Below are 16,510 nucleotides of genomic sequence, written 5' to 3'. Positions count from 1 at the left end.
ATGTATAAGTGTTAGGTGGCTTATACATTTTATATGTATTATACGTGTGCGGAAGAAATACCCTAACTTTGCACCTGCATTCAGCTAATAAACAAAACAATTTATGACTAAAGATAAATGAAACGGATTTTATGCTTTTTTATGGCGGCTATGTCAGCCATCAACATGCAGGCTGCAATAGAGCCTGGAAAAACGTATCGCATTGTGTCAGCTAATAGAGAGGGTGCATCACTTTTCGTGAAGAATGCCTCCTTGGTCGACAAAGCAGAAGTGGTGATATGGACAAATACGGATGTGCCAGCCCAGCAGTGGACTGTATTGGATGCTGGTAATGGTGAGATGTTGTTTCGTAATGTCTATACAGGCAAGTATCTGGATGCCAGTAATATGTCGCTAACACAGCGTACAGAACCTTGCTCTTGGATGTTGGTGCCTATTGATGAGGCACAGAAGACCTATCAGCTGAAATTGCAGAAGAAATATCTGCGTGTGTTGACTACTACTGATGGCGCACAGCCCCTGACAGGAACTACTGCTCAGGGATGGCGCTTTGAGGAAGTCGAGCCTCAGAATACTTTCGATGTAGCGGCTCGACGCCGAATGATTGATGGATTTCTGGAGCAGTATGTGCAGTTTAAGGGGCAGAACTATCGCACCTTCATGAATGGAAGCTGGGGCGAGGCAGAGACGATGGAAGCTATACTGGACTGTTACGAAGCTACTAAGGAAGCGGAACTGCTGACACTGTATGAACAGTGTTACCGCTATATGCGCTATCATGTGGGAGCGAGCTGGAACGGTGGTACTGTGGTGAGTGGTTACGATTGGTTCGGCTATGATTTTAACGACGATGTGATGTGGCTCATCATTGCTGCTATCCGTGGCTACCAGAATACGGGCAAACAGATGTATCTCGACGATGCAAAACGAAATTTCGACCTGATTTACAGGCGTGCTTACTTAGGTTATGTAGGCATGTTGCGTTGGGCAGAGAACTCTGGCGACCGTAATGGCTCTAACTCTTGTATCAATGGTCCTGCAGAGGTGGCTGCTTGTTATATTGCAGCGGCTTCGGGTGATGAGAGTTATTATGAAAAAGCGCGTGAGTTGTATGAGAACCAGCGACAGTATCTGTTTAATACTGTCACAGGTCATGTTGATGATAGTGTGGTGTTCAATCCTGATAATAGTAAGGTGGTAAGCCGCAATACCTGGGCTTCGACCTACAACCAAGGTACGATGCTGGGGGCTGCAGTTCTGTTGTATCGCCATTATCAGGATAGTCGCTATAAACAGGATGCCGATCGTATTCTGGCTTTTGCAAAGCGTGAGTTATGTAATGAGTTTGGGGTGGTTCATGTATGTCAGAACGCTGATGGTGATTTCCAGGGTTTTAAAGGAATCCTGATGCGCTATGCAGGACTCTACGCCCGTGAGTTTCAGGATATCGATACTCAGAAATGGCTTATTGGCAATGCATTCCATGCTTATAATAACCTGAACTCCCTCTCGTTTGGTCATTCTGCCTGGCAGACAAAAGCTGCCGAGAACCATCAGTATAATGGGGTAGATTATAGTTCGTCGGCCTGTGCCTTTGGTGCATCTACGGCTCTTTCGGCTGCTTGCGCGGTGCCACTCGACCATTATTATGGCGAAGATACAGCGATGCGTGAGTTACCAACTATGGCTGGTAGCAATCAAGTTGGTTGCGATGCGCGATGGTACACGCTACAGGGAACGTCAGTAGAACATCCACAGTCGGGCAGACTTTATATTCATGGTGGGAAGAAACACCTCGTCAGACAATAATAACTAATATTATAGATTCAAATGAAAAGAATAGTTTTCAAACAATCAATCTTAGCAGTCATGTTATTGGCTGCATCGCAGGTTCACGCTTTTGATGCGAACACCTTGAGTTATAAATTATCCTTGAAACAGCCTGGTAACAAAGCTGTTGCATACCAGCTGACAAGAGATGGTAATCGCTTGTCAGCATCTGCTGAACTGCCTGTGACCATTACAGAAATGCAGGTGCCAGAAGGTAAGGATATGCGGCTTGTAGTAACGTTGAAGGCTAAGGGACGTGTATACTTTAACTTGGGTATCAGTGCTTCGACTGATTATCAGACGGATGACTGTGAGTTTTATCTGCCAGGCTTCTGGTATCATAAGAACCTGCGTTCGCCTCGTGAGGCACCTTCATTCCACACTTCGAAGAGTTGGAATTTTCGCGAGGACCGTCTGTCATCGCCTCTTACAGGTGTCTTTGACAGTCGCTCAGGTCGTTCGCTCACTGTACTGCGTCAACTGGAAGATTGTGCAGAAGTACTGACCACTCATCAGGAGGGTGAAATTATCTTAGGTGGACGTACCTCGATAGGCTATCTGGGTTTTGATAATGAGAGTGGACATGCCTCATTGACTTTTGGCTATCCTTGGGTTGAAACCCCAAAACGCTATATCCGCAAGCTTACATTGGTGAATCCTGCTACTACTTTTGCTTGTCTTGAAGCTGGCGAGCAACTGTCGTTAACATGGCTCATCCACGAGCATGAGGCCAAGGACTATGGACAGTTCGTGGCTGACACATGGAGCTATTGTATGGAGCGTATCAATCCGCAGCCTATTGATTCACCCTATTCGTCAGAACAGATGAAGGCGCAGTTGGCTAACTACTTCCGTCAGGCCTATGTGGATAAGTATGCCCTCAAATATCACTCTGGTTCCAATCTGCGTTGCGATGATTGCAAACCTGCCGATCATGTCACTCTGGGGTTCGTTGGCCGTGTCTTATTGAATGCCTTCAATTCATTGGAGTATGGTGAACAGACAGGGGAGAAAGTCTTGGTAGATATGGGGCAGGCCATCTTTGATAGTTGGCTGCAGCATGGAATCACTGCTAAAGGCTATTTTAAGGATGATATGCGCATCAGTCACGGAATTCCTCAGGATCAGGATTTTATTCATAGCATCCGTCAGCAGTCAGAGGCAGTCTATGCCGTACTACACTATCTGACTTATGAGAAGAAACACGGACGTCAGCATAAGGACTGGGAACAAAAGATGCGTACGCTGCTCAATCAAATGCTACTGTTGCAGAAGGCTGATGGCAGTTTCTCTCGCAAATATCGTGATGACCATAGTGACGTTGATGCCTCGGGTGGTTCAACTCCCAGTGCCACTTCGACACTGGTGATGGGTTATAAGTATTTCGGCGATAAGCGTTATCTGAAGGCTGCTAAGCAGACTGTTGACTATTTGGAGAAGAATATCATCTCGAAGAGCGACTATTTTTCTTCTACCCTGGATGCTAATTGTGAGGATAAGGAAGCCGCTATCAGTGCTGTGACTGCCACCTATTATCTGGCCATGGTCACAAAGAAGCAGGAGCGTCAGCATTATATAGAACTCTGTCGCCAGGCTACCTACTTTGCGCTTTCATGGTATTATACGTGGGATGTGCCTTTTGCTAAAGGACAGATGTTGGGCGATCTCGGTTTCAAAAGTCGTGGGTGGAGTAATGTGTCGGTAGAGAATAACCATATCGATGTGTTCGTGTTTGAGTTGCCGCATATTGTCAAGTGGCTTGCTACCGAGACTGGTGAGAAGCGCTTCGCGCAGATGTGTGGTGTTATTGAATCTTCGCTCTGCCAGTTGCTGCCAACTGAAGACCGTTTGTGTGGTATCGCTGTGCCAGGATTCTATCCAGAGGTGGTTCAACATACACATTGGGATTATGGACGGAACGGTAAAGGATTCTATAACGACATTTTTGCTGCAGGATGGACGGTAGCATCTCTCTGGGAGCTATATTCACCCCAGCGAACGGTTAATTTCCTCAAGTAATAGTCCTATATTTCCGTTATACAACCCTATCAAGAGTAAAACTTATAACTATTTGATAATCAATATGTATTATCTGAAAGAGAGTAGATTGTGGGTTATACAAATCGTATTAATTGATGGATAATGAATATAACGAGCTAATTTTGCACCCGAAATCAATCTCAACTAACAAATAAAACAAAAGATGAACAAACAACTATCCAAATTCTGTCACTCCTGGCTACCTGCCGGTTCTGTGATGCTTTGCAGTCTGACAATGTTGATGGCTGCTCCGTTGTTGCCTCAGGCTCCTGTCATGATGGCACAAGGCGTACAGACTAATCAGGTGACTGGTCTTGTTACCGATAAGCAGAAAGAACCGCTTATTGGTGTTACCGTAACATTGGTAGGTACTGAAACCCGTGCCATCACAGATGCTGATGGTATGTTCCGAATCACGGTACCTTTAAAAAACAGCGCTACGCTGGAATTCAATTATATTGGATTTGCCAGTAAGCAAGTCAAGGTGAATGGCTCTCGTCTTATCAATGTGATGTTGGAAGAGGAGACCAATGAGTTTACTGAAGTGGTGGTTACTGGTTATTCCAGTCAGAAGAAAGCATCTATCATCGGTGCTATCGAGACCATCCGTCCCTCTGAATTACAGTTTGGTTCTACGCGCACATTATCTAATAACCTGGCCGGTAAGTTGAGTGGTGTCATCGGTATCCAGCGCTCTGGTGAGCCTGGCTATGACGACTCTAACTTCTGGATCCGTGGTATCTCTACTTTCTCAGGCAGCAACAACCCTCTGATCCTGATTGATGGTGTGGAGCGCGACTTGAACAATGTGGATGTGGCAGAAATCGAATCGTTCTCCATCCTGAAGGATGCTTCGGCCTCAGCCATGTATGGTGTGCGTGGTGCTAATGGTGTGATTGTTATCACCACCAAGCGTGGTAAGATTGGCGCGCCACAGGTGAACTTCCATGTAGAGCATTCTATCAGCGAACCCACAAAGATGCCTAAGTTCATGAACGCGCCAGACTATATGACCTTGCTCAACGGCTTGGCTCAGCAGGATGGCGTGGCTTTGCCTTTCACACAGCTGCAGATCGACCGTACCCGTTCAGGCTACGATCCCGACCTCTATCCTAATGTGAACTGGATCGATGCTATCACAAAGGACTATTCATATGCTACACGTGGTAATCTGGATATCAGTGGTGGTTCTGACTTCTTGCGCTACTCTATTGTCGCTTCTTATTTCAAGGAGTCGGGTATCCTGGAGCAGGATAAGAGTCTGATCTTCGATAACTCAACCAACAACCAGCAGTTTAACCTGCGCACCAACATCGATATGGATGTGACTAAGACAACCATGCTCCGTGTGAACATCGGTGGCTATCTGAACCGTTTCAGAAAGCAGCGTTGTGATACTGATGGCGCTTTTGGTGAGGCTTTCCGCACCCTGCCTTTCGTACATCCAGCACGCTATAGCGATGGCGCTATCCCTGTTATCTCTTATCGTGCCAACCCATGGCGTACAGTAACACAGCAGGGTTACGACTTTATCACCTCAAGTAAGATCCAGACCTTGTTCAGCGTAGAACAGGACCTGAAGATGATCCTGCCTGGACTGAAGGCGAAGGCTTTGTTCAGCTTCGACCGTTGGAACCGTAGCCGTCGTAGCCGTACTGCTAAGCCTGCTACCGTGTTCCCTGCTACAGGTCGTGATGAGGAGGGTAACCTGATCTACTCTCAGCACGAGGCTGGTGACGAGTCTTTAGGCAACGAGCAGGGTAACGAATATGGTAATACACGTGTATACTTTGAGACCGACCTGATGTATAGCCAGCGTTTTGGTAAGACCGACATCGATGCCATGGTGCTCTATAACCAGCAGGCCTACGACGATGGCAGCATTCAGGACTATCGTAAGCAGGGTATTGCTGGACGTCTGTCGGCAACCTATGATAACCGTTATGTGGCTGAGTTCAACTTCGGTTACAATGGCTCAGAGAACTTTGCCAAGGGTAAGCGCTTTGGTTTCTTCCCTTCTGTAGCTATTGGTTGGCTGCTGAGTGAGGAGCACTTCATGGAGAAACTGAAGCCCATCTTCCATAAGATTAAGTTCCGTGCCAGCATTGGACAGGCCGGTGATGATAATATCGGTGGTCGTCGTTTTGCTTATCTGGGTACACTGCTCACTAATGAGCAAGGTTATATCTGGGGAACGAATGGTCAGCGCAACTATAACAGAGATGGTGCCAAAGGTATTACAGAGGGTGAGATTGGTGTTGACAACCTGACTTGGGAAACAGTCACCAAGAAGAACCTAGGTATTGAACTTGGTTTGTGGAACATGCTCGACCTGAACTTCGATATCTTTGGTGAGAAACGTAAGAATATCTTCATGCAGCGTAGCATCATCCCAACACAGACCGGTTTCGTGAGAGCGCCTTGGGCGAACTTCGGTCAGGTGTCTAACCATGGCTTCGAGGCTACCCTCAACTTCCACAAGCAGTGGAATAAGAATCTGTTTACCTCGGCCTATGGTAACTTCACCTATGCCAAGAACCGCGTGGATGAGAAGGATGAGCCCGAGGCACTGAAGGGCACCCACCGTTCTGCTACAGGACGTTCAATGAACGAGCTCTGGGGCTTGAGAGCGGAGCGTCTGTTCACCTACGATGACTTCAACGCCGATGGTACCCTGAAGGAAGGTATTCCTTCACAGGAGGGTGTAGGCGCTGCTGTACTCCATCCTGGTGATATCAAATATGTGGATGTGGATAAAGATGGTGTTATCACTGAGGCTGATGAGGGCTTCATCGGTGGTACAGAGGATCCACGTATCGTCTTCGGTTTTGGTGGTGTGATCAGCTACAAGAATGTGGACTTCAACTTCTTCTTCCAGGGAACAGGTGATATGTATCGTGTCATCGGTAACCAGCCTTACTTCCTGCCTGGTGGTGGTACCACAACCGAGGGTAATGCATACAGCTATAACATCAATGACCGCTGGACAGAGGATAATCAGGATGCTTATGCTTTCTGGCCACGCCTCACCTATGGTCCTAATGTGAACAACTACCGTCGCTCTACATGGTGGAAGAAAGATATGAGCTTCCTGCGTTGTAAGACGATTGAGGTGGGCTATACCTTCCCCAAGTCTTGGCTGCAGAATTTCTATGTGAAGAGTTGCCGTGTGTTTGTCAGCGGTAATAACCTGTTCTGTCTGTCGTCATTCAAACTGTGGGATCCTGAGTTGGGTACCAACGATGGTTTGAAATATCCAATGAACCGTTCTGTAATGTTCGGTCTTGACATTAACTTTTAGTTTATAGTTTATCGTTATGAAGAAGAAACTTCTATATATTTTCTGTGCCATCAGTGCACTTAGTGGCTCGTTAGTGTCATGTTCCGATTATCTTGACAAAGAGCCAGATACCGAGCTCACCACCGATATGGTGTTTGAGAACCGTGAAAAGGTCTATTCTTGGTTGGCCTATGTGTATAATGTAATCCATACGCCTGATAAATGGGCACTGACGACTGACGGTTACGAGGTGTTTGCCGATGACCTCACACCCTCTAAGCGCTGGCAGCAGTGGGACTGGAGTAAGGTCATCCCCAAGATTTTCGGTCAGTGGACGATCAACTCGCAATGGGATGCGAACTACTGGCAGATGATGCCCCGTTATATCCGTCATGGTTATATCTTCAATAATATGGTAAAGGCTATGCCTGACCACGATCTGCCCCAGCAGGAGGTGGACAACATGAAGAATGAGGTAAAATTCCTCACCGCCTATGGTTGGTGGCAGTTGGCTGAGACTTATGGTGGTATCCCCTTTAAGCCCGATTATATCGCACCAACCGATTTCAACCTCTCTGATCTGATGGTTGGTCAGTCTAAGTTTGATGATGTGGTTGACTATTGCGACAAGCAGATGCTGGAGGCAGCAATGGCATTGCCTGCAGTCTATGATGATCCTTCAAAGTATGGTCGTATCAACCGTATTATGGCACTCACTGTACGTTCACGAATGCTGCTCTTCGCTGCCAGTCCGCTGGTTAATGGTAACCCTTGGTATAAGGAGTATGTAAACGATAAGGGCGAGCAGATCTTTAATCCTGATTACGATCCACAGAAGTGGGTACGTGCCGTCGATGCATTGAAACTCTGTATCGGTGAGGCTGAGAAAGCCGGTTATGAGCTCTATACGGAGAAAGGTCCTAATGGTGACGTCGACCCCTTTATGAGTACCTATAATGTGCACATCAAACGTTGGAGTGAGGGTAACCACGAGATTACCTTCCCTGTCACCAAGGATAACAACTATAATTTCTTCCTCACGAAGGTGAGCGTGCGTGAGTACGGTGGCGGTAATGGTCTGGGTGTTTATCAGGGGCTTGTTGATGCCTTCTTCACCAAGAACGGTCTGCCTATCACCGATCCTAACTCTGGTTATGTAGAGGAGGGTATGTCAACGGCTGTTGATGACCGTTCGGATGTGACCAGTTGGGAGTTCGGAACAGGAAAACCTGGTGAGGTGACAGCTCGTGGTACTTATAACATGTACTGTAACCGTGAACCACGTTTCTACAATGCCGTATCCTTCCATGGTGCTTGGCTGGCTGTTGGTAACCGTAAGTACAATTTCTTCTATAATGGTCGTGACAATGTACAGACCTCTTCACCTCATGATGCCCCACAGAATGGTTATCTGGCTCGTAAGAGTTTGAATGTACTCGATAATAATCTGACAGGTGCTATTACCCCACGTCAGGGCTTTACTTATCGTCTGGCTTTCACTTATCTGGACTATGCTGAGGCTGTTAACGAGTGCTATGACAATAGTGCTTCGCGTCAGGAAGCTTTGGAATACTTGAACCGTATTCGTGTACGTGCCGGTGTGCGTCAGTATACCACTGATGATGTGACCGAGATGGATGAGAATTACATCCATGTCGATGATACCCAGGATGAGCTGCGTCGTGTGATCCGTGCTGAGCGTCGTGTAGAGCTCTGCTGTGAGAACAACCGCTGGTATGATATCCGTCGTTGGAAAGAGGCTGAGAACCTGCCTGAGATGTGTGGTGACTGCTATGGTATGAACTTCCAGGGCAGCAATGCCAACGAGTTCTTCAAGCGTACGGTCTTCCAGACACGTATCTGGAAGAAGCAGTACTACTGGATGCCAATCTATATCGACGAGTACGAGAAGAACCCCAACCTTCGTGAGGCACCGTTCTGGCTTAATAATTAATGATTAATAGTTTAAAGGAAAATATTATGAAGAAGTATATATGGACCTTCAGTGCCTTGTGCATGGGCTTGCTGCTGGGGTCATGTAATAAGGATCCAGAGTATTTTAGCCTGGAGACCTATCCCGATGAAATGCATATCAAGAGCTCTGTGGAGGAAATCGTGCTCAATAAGGGCATCGCTGATCAGGCGGCCGTAACCTTTACGTGGGATGCTGCGTCAAGTCCTCTCTCTGCTACAGATGAGGTGACCTATAAGATGTGTCTTTATCCCTCTACTCAGAAGGATAGCAAATCAGACTATATCGATCTGGGTACCAATCTCACGTACTCGATCACACACGACGAGCTGAATACGATGCTCTCTAAGTGGACGCTGCCTGGACAGGCACTGAAGGTGACGGCTCAGCTGCTGTCTGTTGTGCACAATGAGCAGCATTATGTAAAGCCAGAGGTTTCAACTGTAGAGTTCACCGTGACTGGTTATGAGAAATATCCACCCTATATCTATATGCATATGACCACTGATGGCGGACAGAAGGTGTCACAGCGTCTGGAACAGCGTCAGTTAGGTACAGGTATCTATGAGGCTACGCTTGATATGTCGCCTTGTAATTTCCACTTTGCTACAACCATCGATGCGGATTATCCTGCTTATGGTATGGCTGATGGCGGTGATGCAGAACAGATGGAGTACTTCACTGATGGTACGATCCGTGATTTCCGTTTCGATGGCATTGGTAAGCGTACGGTCATCGTGGACACCAATACAGGCTTCAACGACTGCCGTGTATTAGACATCGTACAGTTGCCCACACCAGGTCAAATATGGATCTGCGGTAATGGCTGCTCTGTAGGTTGGAATACCAATACCACCAACGGACGACTGGAGATGGTTGGTACGGCACGTGAGCCCTATTACTACGCATGGACAGGTGACTTCATCGCTGGCGGTGAGCTCAAAATCGGTGTCGGTGGAGGCTGGGGCGACCCCTTCTTCTTCGCACCGGAGATGAATGCCGATCCTTTGACTGATCACCGTTTGTCAACATTCCGTTATCAGGATAATGGCGGTGATGTGAAGTGGGTACCATCTGTGAGTGGTCGATACACTTTCACACTTTGCCTGCTTGCCACAGATATGTGGACCAAGTTTGAACCAGCAAATTAAGTTAATTGCAAATATAGTATGATAATTAAACCGTTTCTTTGCTTGATCCTGGCTGTATGCGCCTTTTCTGGCGCATACGCCGGTGATGGCTCAAAGACTTATCAGAATCCTGTAATCAATTACAGCTTGCCTGATCCTACAGTTATCAAGGCTGCTGATGGTTTCTTCTACCTGTATGCTACCGAGGATACGCATAATGTACCTATCTATCGTTCGAAGGACCTTGTGAATTGGCGTTTTGTCGGCACAGCTTTCAACGATAGGACTCGTCCGATGGACTACTGTCCTGGAGGAGGTATCTGGGCACCGGATATCAATTATGTTGGTGGTCAATACGTGCTCTACTACTCAAAATCGGAATGGGGGAAAACTTGGGAGTGTGGTATTGGTGTGGCAGTCAGTGATCGCCCTAATGGCGGATTTCATGATGCTCATAAACTGTTTATTTCAAGTGAGGTTGGTATAGAAAACTGTATCGATCCTTTCTTTATTCAGGATGATGGTCATAATTACCTCTTCTGGGGATCATTCCACGATATCTATGGCGTGGAATTGACTGAGGACGGACTGGCTGTAAAAGAAGGATGTGTTCCAAAAAAGATTGCAGGCGGTCTGATAGAGGCCACCATGATTGTCAAGCATAATGGTTATTATTATCTGATTGGCTCTGCTGGTTCTTGTTGCGAAGGCGCTAACAGTACCTATCGTATGGTTGTCGCTCGTTCGCGTAACCTCTTTGGACCTTATGTTGACCGTAACGGACGTTCAGCTATCGGTGACAACTTCTCTATGTTGCTTGGCAAGAGTCCAGAAGTATATGGCCCGGGGCATTGCTCTGAGTTTGTGCAGGATGATGCTGGACAGACTTGGGTCCTCTATCATGGTTTTCAAGCCAGTGATGTGGATGCAGGTCGTGTTACTTATCTGGATCGTGTGGAGTGGGGATCTGATGGCTGGCCGTATATTCAGAATCAGGAACCATCTACCGAAGCAGATGTCCCACTCTTTGGTGAAGCTGCTGGCGTAGAGAGTGTTACGGTAGATAATAACTATATCTTTATGCCAACAGAAAATCGTCAGCTGATCCGTGTCGATGCTCCTTTTGATGAAGCATTTAGCTGGCAGCTTATACAAATGAATGGTATGACAATGGGAAGAGGTAGTGCAAGTCGCACTGCTATCATAGATACAAGTCATATTGCAAGTGGTCCTTATTTCGTGAGACTCAGTGGAAAAACTGGTGTCAAGGTTGAGAAACTGATGAAGTTGTGACTCGTGCTGTTAGCATGTCAATAGGCACTTAGTGACTTTGAACAAGTCATTAATTGCCTATTGGTTTATTTCAGAGTTAATAATTGTTATAATTTGAATTGACATAGTGCTTTGTTAGTTTTTTATCTTTAACTTTGGCTGCAATTAACGAAAGTACTGACTAAATGAAAATTAAAAATCGTATACTAATATGTGTATTGGTATTGTTTGTTTTGCCTGTCCATGCCTCATTAGATAAAACGACTGCTGACTGGCTTGATAAACTTGATGCCAGTCTTGCCAAGCGCAGTTATTTTGAAAAACAGCGTATTGATCGTATTCAGAACCTAAAGGATGGTATGGCGAAAGCCCAAGCAGAGGGGCGTGAGTTTGCGCAGACATATGCCTTATTCGATGAATATAAAAGTTATCGCTATGATTCGGCAAGGCACTACGCCTATGTTTGTTTAGACATTGCTACCCGTCAACATCAGGACCAAGAAATAGCCCAGGCAAAGTTAGCTATTGCATTCTCCCTGATTTCGGCCGGAATATTGAGTGAGTCGCTTGATATTATCAAGACCATTGATAAAACACAGTTAAGTAGTGGTTTATTGAAGGACTACTACGAAATTAATAGTCAGTTATGGCGTAGCATGGCTGATTATGTGAAGGAAGATCCCTTCTATACAAAGTATATCACGTGGAGCAATGCCTATCTGGACTCTGTGAAACAGGTGGTCCCTTCAAATTCCTGCATATGGTGGTCTGTTACCGGTTCCCGGCAGATGCGTGACCATGAGTATCAAAAAGCACTCGCATCTTTTGAGAATGTGTTGAATGGTTGTGGCAATGATCTGCATCTGCGTGCTAAGACCATGGCAGAGATGGCATGGGCACATATTTGGCTTGAACATGAGGATAAGGCGATTGTTTATTTTGCTCAGTCTGCTATTGCCGATAATGAAACGGCTACCCGCGAAATTACTGCCCTTTATCATTTGTCGCGTTTGATATTCAAGAAGGGGGAACATGAACGAGCCAGTATCTATGTACATCAGGCCTTGGAAGATGTGAACTTCTATGGTACGAGACTAAGAAAGGTGGAAATCAACGATATCCTTCCCATTATTGAGCAAGATCGTTATGATATGATGCGTGGTCAGCGTAACTGGCTTTTTGTGGTATCGGGCCTGTTTATCATTTTGTTATTGGCTTGTTTGTGGAGTTACAGGACAATTCGTAGGAAGAATCAGAAACTGACTGAAGCCAGAGAGACGATTGCCGGACAGTTGGAACAGTTGAAACGTAGTAATCTGCAACTACAGGAAGACGCAAAAATTAAGAACGCCTATATAGGCCGTTCATTCTATACAAATGCTGAGTTTATCACCAAATTGGAGAAACTCTATATGGCAATTGATCGTAAGATTGCTGCCCGACAGTATGAAGATCTGCGTTCGATGATGAAGTTATCGAATCTCAATAGTGAACGTGAGAATATGTATGAAGCATTTGATCAGACATTCTTAAAGCTATTCCCCGATTTTGTGGAACGCTACAATGCTTTGTTTGAGGAAAGCGAACGCAAAATGCCCCCTAATAAGCATTCTTTGACTTCTGAGATGCGTATTTTTGCACTTATACGTTTGGGTATCAATGAAAGTGAAAGAATTGCCAAGTTCTTGGATTACTCCGTTCATACAGTTAATACTTATAAAACAAGAATAAAAAACCGTTCGTTGATTGATAATGAGCAGTTTGAGAGTGTGATTATGGAAATATAGCGGGTTGTCTGATATATATTTCTATTATACAAACAGACAATCTGGCAAAAAGGAAGTGGTTGATTATCAGCTACTTCCTTTTTGTATAAGATGATATTGATTATACTTTTACTTACTTTCTTCGTTAAATGCGTGATTAACCGTACCTTTGTCCGAGAAAATTTAAGAATAACTATTTTAATATGAAACGTATTTTTGCTTTTTTACTTGTTCTGTTTGGTCTGAACCCGGTGTGGGCTCAGAATCTGAATCCAATGGCGCACCCAGATGCCGTTGTTAGGTCAGGCAAGGCACGCTTTACAGTGTTAACTCCAGAGATGATTCGTATTCAGTATAGCGATCGTGCTCTTTTTGAAGATCGGGCTACCTTCGCAGTTGTTAATCGTCGTCTGCCAGTTCCTGAGTTTACAACTGAAAAGAAGGATGGTTATCTGGAGATTAAAACATCAGCTCTTACTCTTAAATATAAGATAGGTGGTGTCATTGATGGTCGTCATCCTTCTGCTGACGTGCTGAATATTAGTTTCAATCTAAATGGACGTCAGGTGTTGTGGTATCCTGGTAAGGATGACGCACTTAACCTGAAGGGAACAACCCGTACCCTTGACGGACAAATAGGTGACAATAAACGTCAGGAATTGGAGAACGGATTGTTGTCGCGAGCAGGTTGGAGTATCATTGACGAGTCACCATTGACCCGTCGTGGTGATGGATCAACCACTTTCGTTTTTGATAAACAGGTAGATGGTATTGACTGGGTGGCTGAACCTGTGGATAAGCAGGCTATCGATTGGTACTTCTTAGGTTATGGTCATCAGTACAAGAAAGCTTTGGGCGATTATGTGAAGGTGGCTGGACGCCAGCCAATGCCTCCTCTCTTTGTACTTGGTTATTGGTATAGCAAATATCAGCGTTATACTTCTGACGAATTCATGGAGATTGTCAATGATGTAAAACGATTCCATATCCCCATGGATGTGATGATCTTTGATATGGATTGGCATACAGAGGGGTGGACTGGTTGGACTTGGGACCGTACAGCCATACCCGATCCAGAGGGATTGATAGACTGGATGCATCAGAATGGTTTAAAGGTGTCACTGAATCTCCACCCTGCTGATGGTGTGGATGATGATGAGGATTACTTCGATAGTCTTCGTGTAGATATGGGACTGGACAAGCAGACCAAGGTAGTTCCTTGGAATCTAAGTGACGGACGATTCTACCACCATATGTTTAAAAACATCATCCGTGCTCGTGAGCGCCAAGGTGTTGACTTCTGGTGGCTTGACTGGCAACAGAACCTTACTAGCAAGTATGTAGATGGTTTGGGCGAGACTTTCTGGTGCAATCATGTATTCTATAATGATATGCGTTTGAATCGTCCTGATCGTCGTCCACTGATTTTCCATCGCTGGGGTGGATTAGGTAGCCATCGTTATCCTATAGGTTTCTCTGGTGACTCTTTCACAACCTATGGCACACTGGCTTGGCAACCATATTTTACCGCTACTGCATCAAATGTCGGCTTCGGCTATTGGGGGCATGACTTAGGCGGACACCAGCAGACGGGCGGTAATGATCCGGAAATTTATCTGCGTTGGATGCAGTTTGGTGTGTTCACACCAGTTTTCCGTACACATGCCACTAACTGGGAAGGTATTGAGCGCCGTATCTGGAAGTACGAGAATTTTCCTTCACTGCTTGAGACCGTGAAGTTGCGCTATGCATTAATGCCTTATATCTATACTGCAGCCCGTCAGGCTTACGATACTGGTGTCAGCTTGTGTCGTCCTCTGTACTATGAGTGGCCAGAAGCAAACAATGCCTATCTGTTTGAGGATGAGTATATGTTTGGTGACGATATCCTGGTTGCTCCTGTGGTAACTAAGCCAGAGAACGACGGCATGACTCCTCGTCGTATTTGGTTACCTGAGGGACGCTGGTTCGATGTTTGTAGAAATAAGGTGGTGACTGGTAATCGTATTTTTACCGATCGCTATGCTATGGAAGAGATTCCTTACTTCTTCCGTGCAGGTAGCGTCATCGTGAATAATCCTCCTATGATGAATCTAAATACTCGTCCTGACCGTTTGATATTGAAGGTGATTCCTGGTGGTAACGGCCAGACTTCACTTTACGAGGATGAGGGCGATACCGAAGGGTACAAGATGGGGGCTTATACAACTACCACCATCAGCCATGAGGGGAACTCGTTGATTATCCATCCACGTGTAGGCAATTTCCCAGGTATGCCAGAGGCTCGTTCCTATACGGTAGAGTTCCTTTCTGTCAATCGTCCTTCTGCTGTGAGCATTGACGGACGCCAGATAGATAGCGCTTCTTGGAACTATCAGGAGAAGAGTCGTGTGCTGACGGTGAATATACCTCGCACATTGTGCCAGAAGAAAACAACGGTGACAATTAAATAATGATAGCAGTATGAAAAAGATATGCATGATGATTGTGGGTCTGATTACATGTATGAACATGTTTGCCCAGCAGTATCAGGAACTATGGATTACAGGTTCTGCTGTTCCTGGTGGTACTCAGAAGTTAATAAAAGTAAGTGATAACGATTTTAAATATGCTGGACGACTGCAAGCTGGTGAACTACGTATTTCGACTGCAAAGAAGATGCGTAAGGGAGCCTGTTATCTGGCTCCGAATCAGCTTGATGCCAATATCGTTAACAAAGGAATAGGATACAGCGAATCAGTTGATGTGAAGAATGCAACTTGGCAGGTTGTTGTGAGTGAAGATCGTTACCGTTTCCATATTGATACGGAAAAAAAGCAGTTGCGTGGTGAATTGTTCCAACCATGGGGTGAGTTGTTCTTAGCAGGCGGTGCTACTGAGGTGGGCTGGAAGGCTGAAGGACATATGCTGCTGATGAAGCAGAGCATGGACAATCCTTGTGTATGGACCTGGGAGGGAGATTTGAAACAACATCCTGAGGTAGAGGAACCTGGTAGTTTCAAGTTCCAAGGGCAGGATCGTTGGCATCCCAAATCGATTCATCCTTATGTGCAGGGAACCGATATCTTAAAGGATGCGCGTTTCCGTACAGGAGGTCCTGATACGAAATGGACGCTTTCGCATGATGGACGTTATCGTATCAAGGTCGATCTGTTCAATGAAACTATAGAAGCTAAACTGGTGAAATAAAGTATTTGAAACATTATTCGTATTTAGTTAA

9 protein-coding genes are annotated in these 16,510 nt (G+C 45.6%); all 9 read left to right on the top strand.

What is annotated here, in order from left to right; translation table 11 throughout:
* The first annotated feature begins 117 nt into the window (after positions 1-117).
* The 9 genes from T495_RS0109265 (at position 118) to T495_RS0109225 (ending at position 16,479) form a co-directional block, all read left to right on the top strand.
* Positions 118-1,809, top strand: a complete 1,692-nt coding sequence (locus T495_RS0109265) for a glycoside hydrolase family 76 protein (RefSeq protein ID WP_081832069.1) — start codon at positions 118-120, stop codon at positions 1,807-1,809.
* 21 nt (positions 1,810-1,830) lie between these two features.
* The gene (locus T495_RS0109260; RefSeq protein WP_033148379.1) at positions 1,831-3,849 is read left to right on the top strand and encodes a hypothetical protein; all 2,019 of its coding nucleotides are present in this window, start codon (positions 1,831-1,833) and stop codon (positions 3,847-3,849) included.
* Between the two features lie 262 nt (positions 3,850-4,111).
* The gene (locus T495_RS0109255) at positions 4,112-7,171 is read left to right on the top strand and encodes a TonB-dependent receptor (protein WP_033148476.1); all 3,060 of its coding nucleotides are present in this window, start codon (positions 4,112-4,114) and stop codon (positions 7,169-7,171) included.
* Positions 7,172-7,187: 16 nt separating this feature from the next.
* Positions 7,188-9,104: a RagB/SusD family nutrient uptake outer membrane protein gene (locus T495_RS0109250; RefSeq protein WP_033148378.1), complete on the top strand. Its 1,917-nt coding sequence runs from the start codon at positions 7,188-7,190 to the stop codon at positions 9,102-9,104.
* Positions 9,105-9,130: 26 nt separating this feature from the next.
* Positions 9,131-10,273, top strand: a complete 1,143-nt coding sequence (locus T495_RS0109245; protein ID WP_033148475.1) for a SusE domain-containing protein — start codon at positions 9,131-9,133, stop codon at positions 10,271-10,273.
* Positions 10,274-10,291: 18 nt separating this feature from the next.
* Positions 10,292-11,545, top strand: a complete 1,254-nt coding sequence (locus T495_RS0109240) for a family 43 glycosylhydrolase (protein ID WP_028902429.1) — start codon at positions 10,292-10,294, stop codon at positions 11,543-11,545.
* 164 nt (positions 11,546-11,709) lie between these two features.
* A complete protein-coding gene (locus T495_RS0109235; protein WP_033148377.1) occupies positions 11,710-13,311 on the top strand; it encodes a DUF6377 domain-containing protein in 1,602 nt (533 codons plus the stop codon).
* A 182-nt stretch (positions 13,312-13,493) separates the two neighbouring features.
* Positions 13,494-15,743 (top strand): glycoside hydrolase family 31 protein, encoded by a 2,250-nt coding sequence (locus T495_RS0109230; RefSeq protein ID WP_028902427.1) that lies wholly within the window; start codon positions 13,494-13,496, stop codon positions 15,741-15,743.
* Between the two features lie 10 nt (positions 15,744-15,753).
* Complete coding sequence (locus T495_RS0109225) at positions 15,754-16,479, top strand: SusF/SusE family outer membrane protein (RefSeq protein ID WP_081773198.1); 726 nt, start codon at positions 15,754-15,756, stop codon at positions 16,477-16,479.
* Positions 16,480-16,510: the final 31 nt, after the last annotated feature.

This window comes from Prevotella sp. P6B1 (assembly GCF_000702825.1).
GTDB lineage: Bacteria > Bacteroidota > Bacteroidia > Bacteroidales > Bacteroidaceae > Prevotella.
The sequence above is the reverse complement of the archived record's forward strand: the minus strand, read 5'-3'. Positions and strand labels throughout refer to the sequence as shown.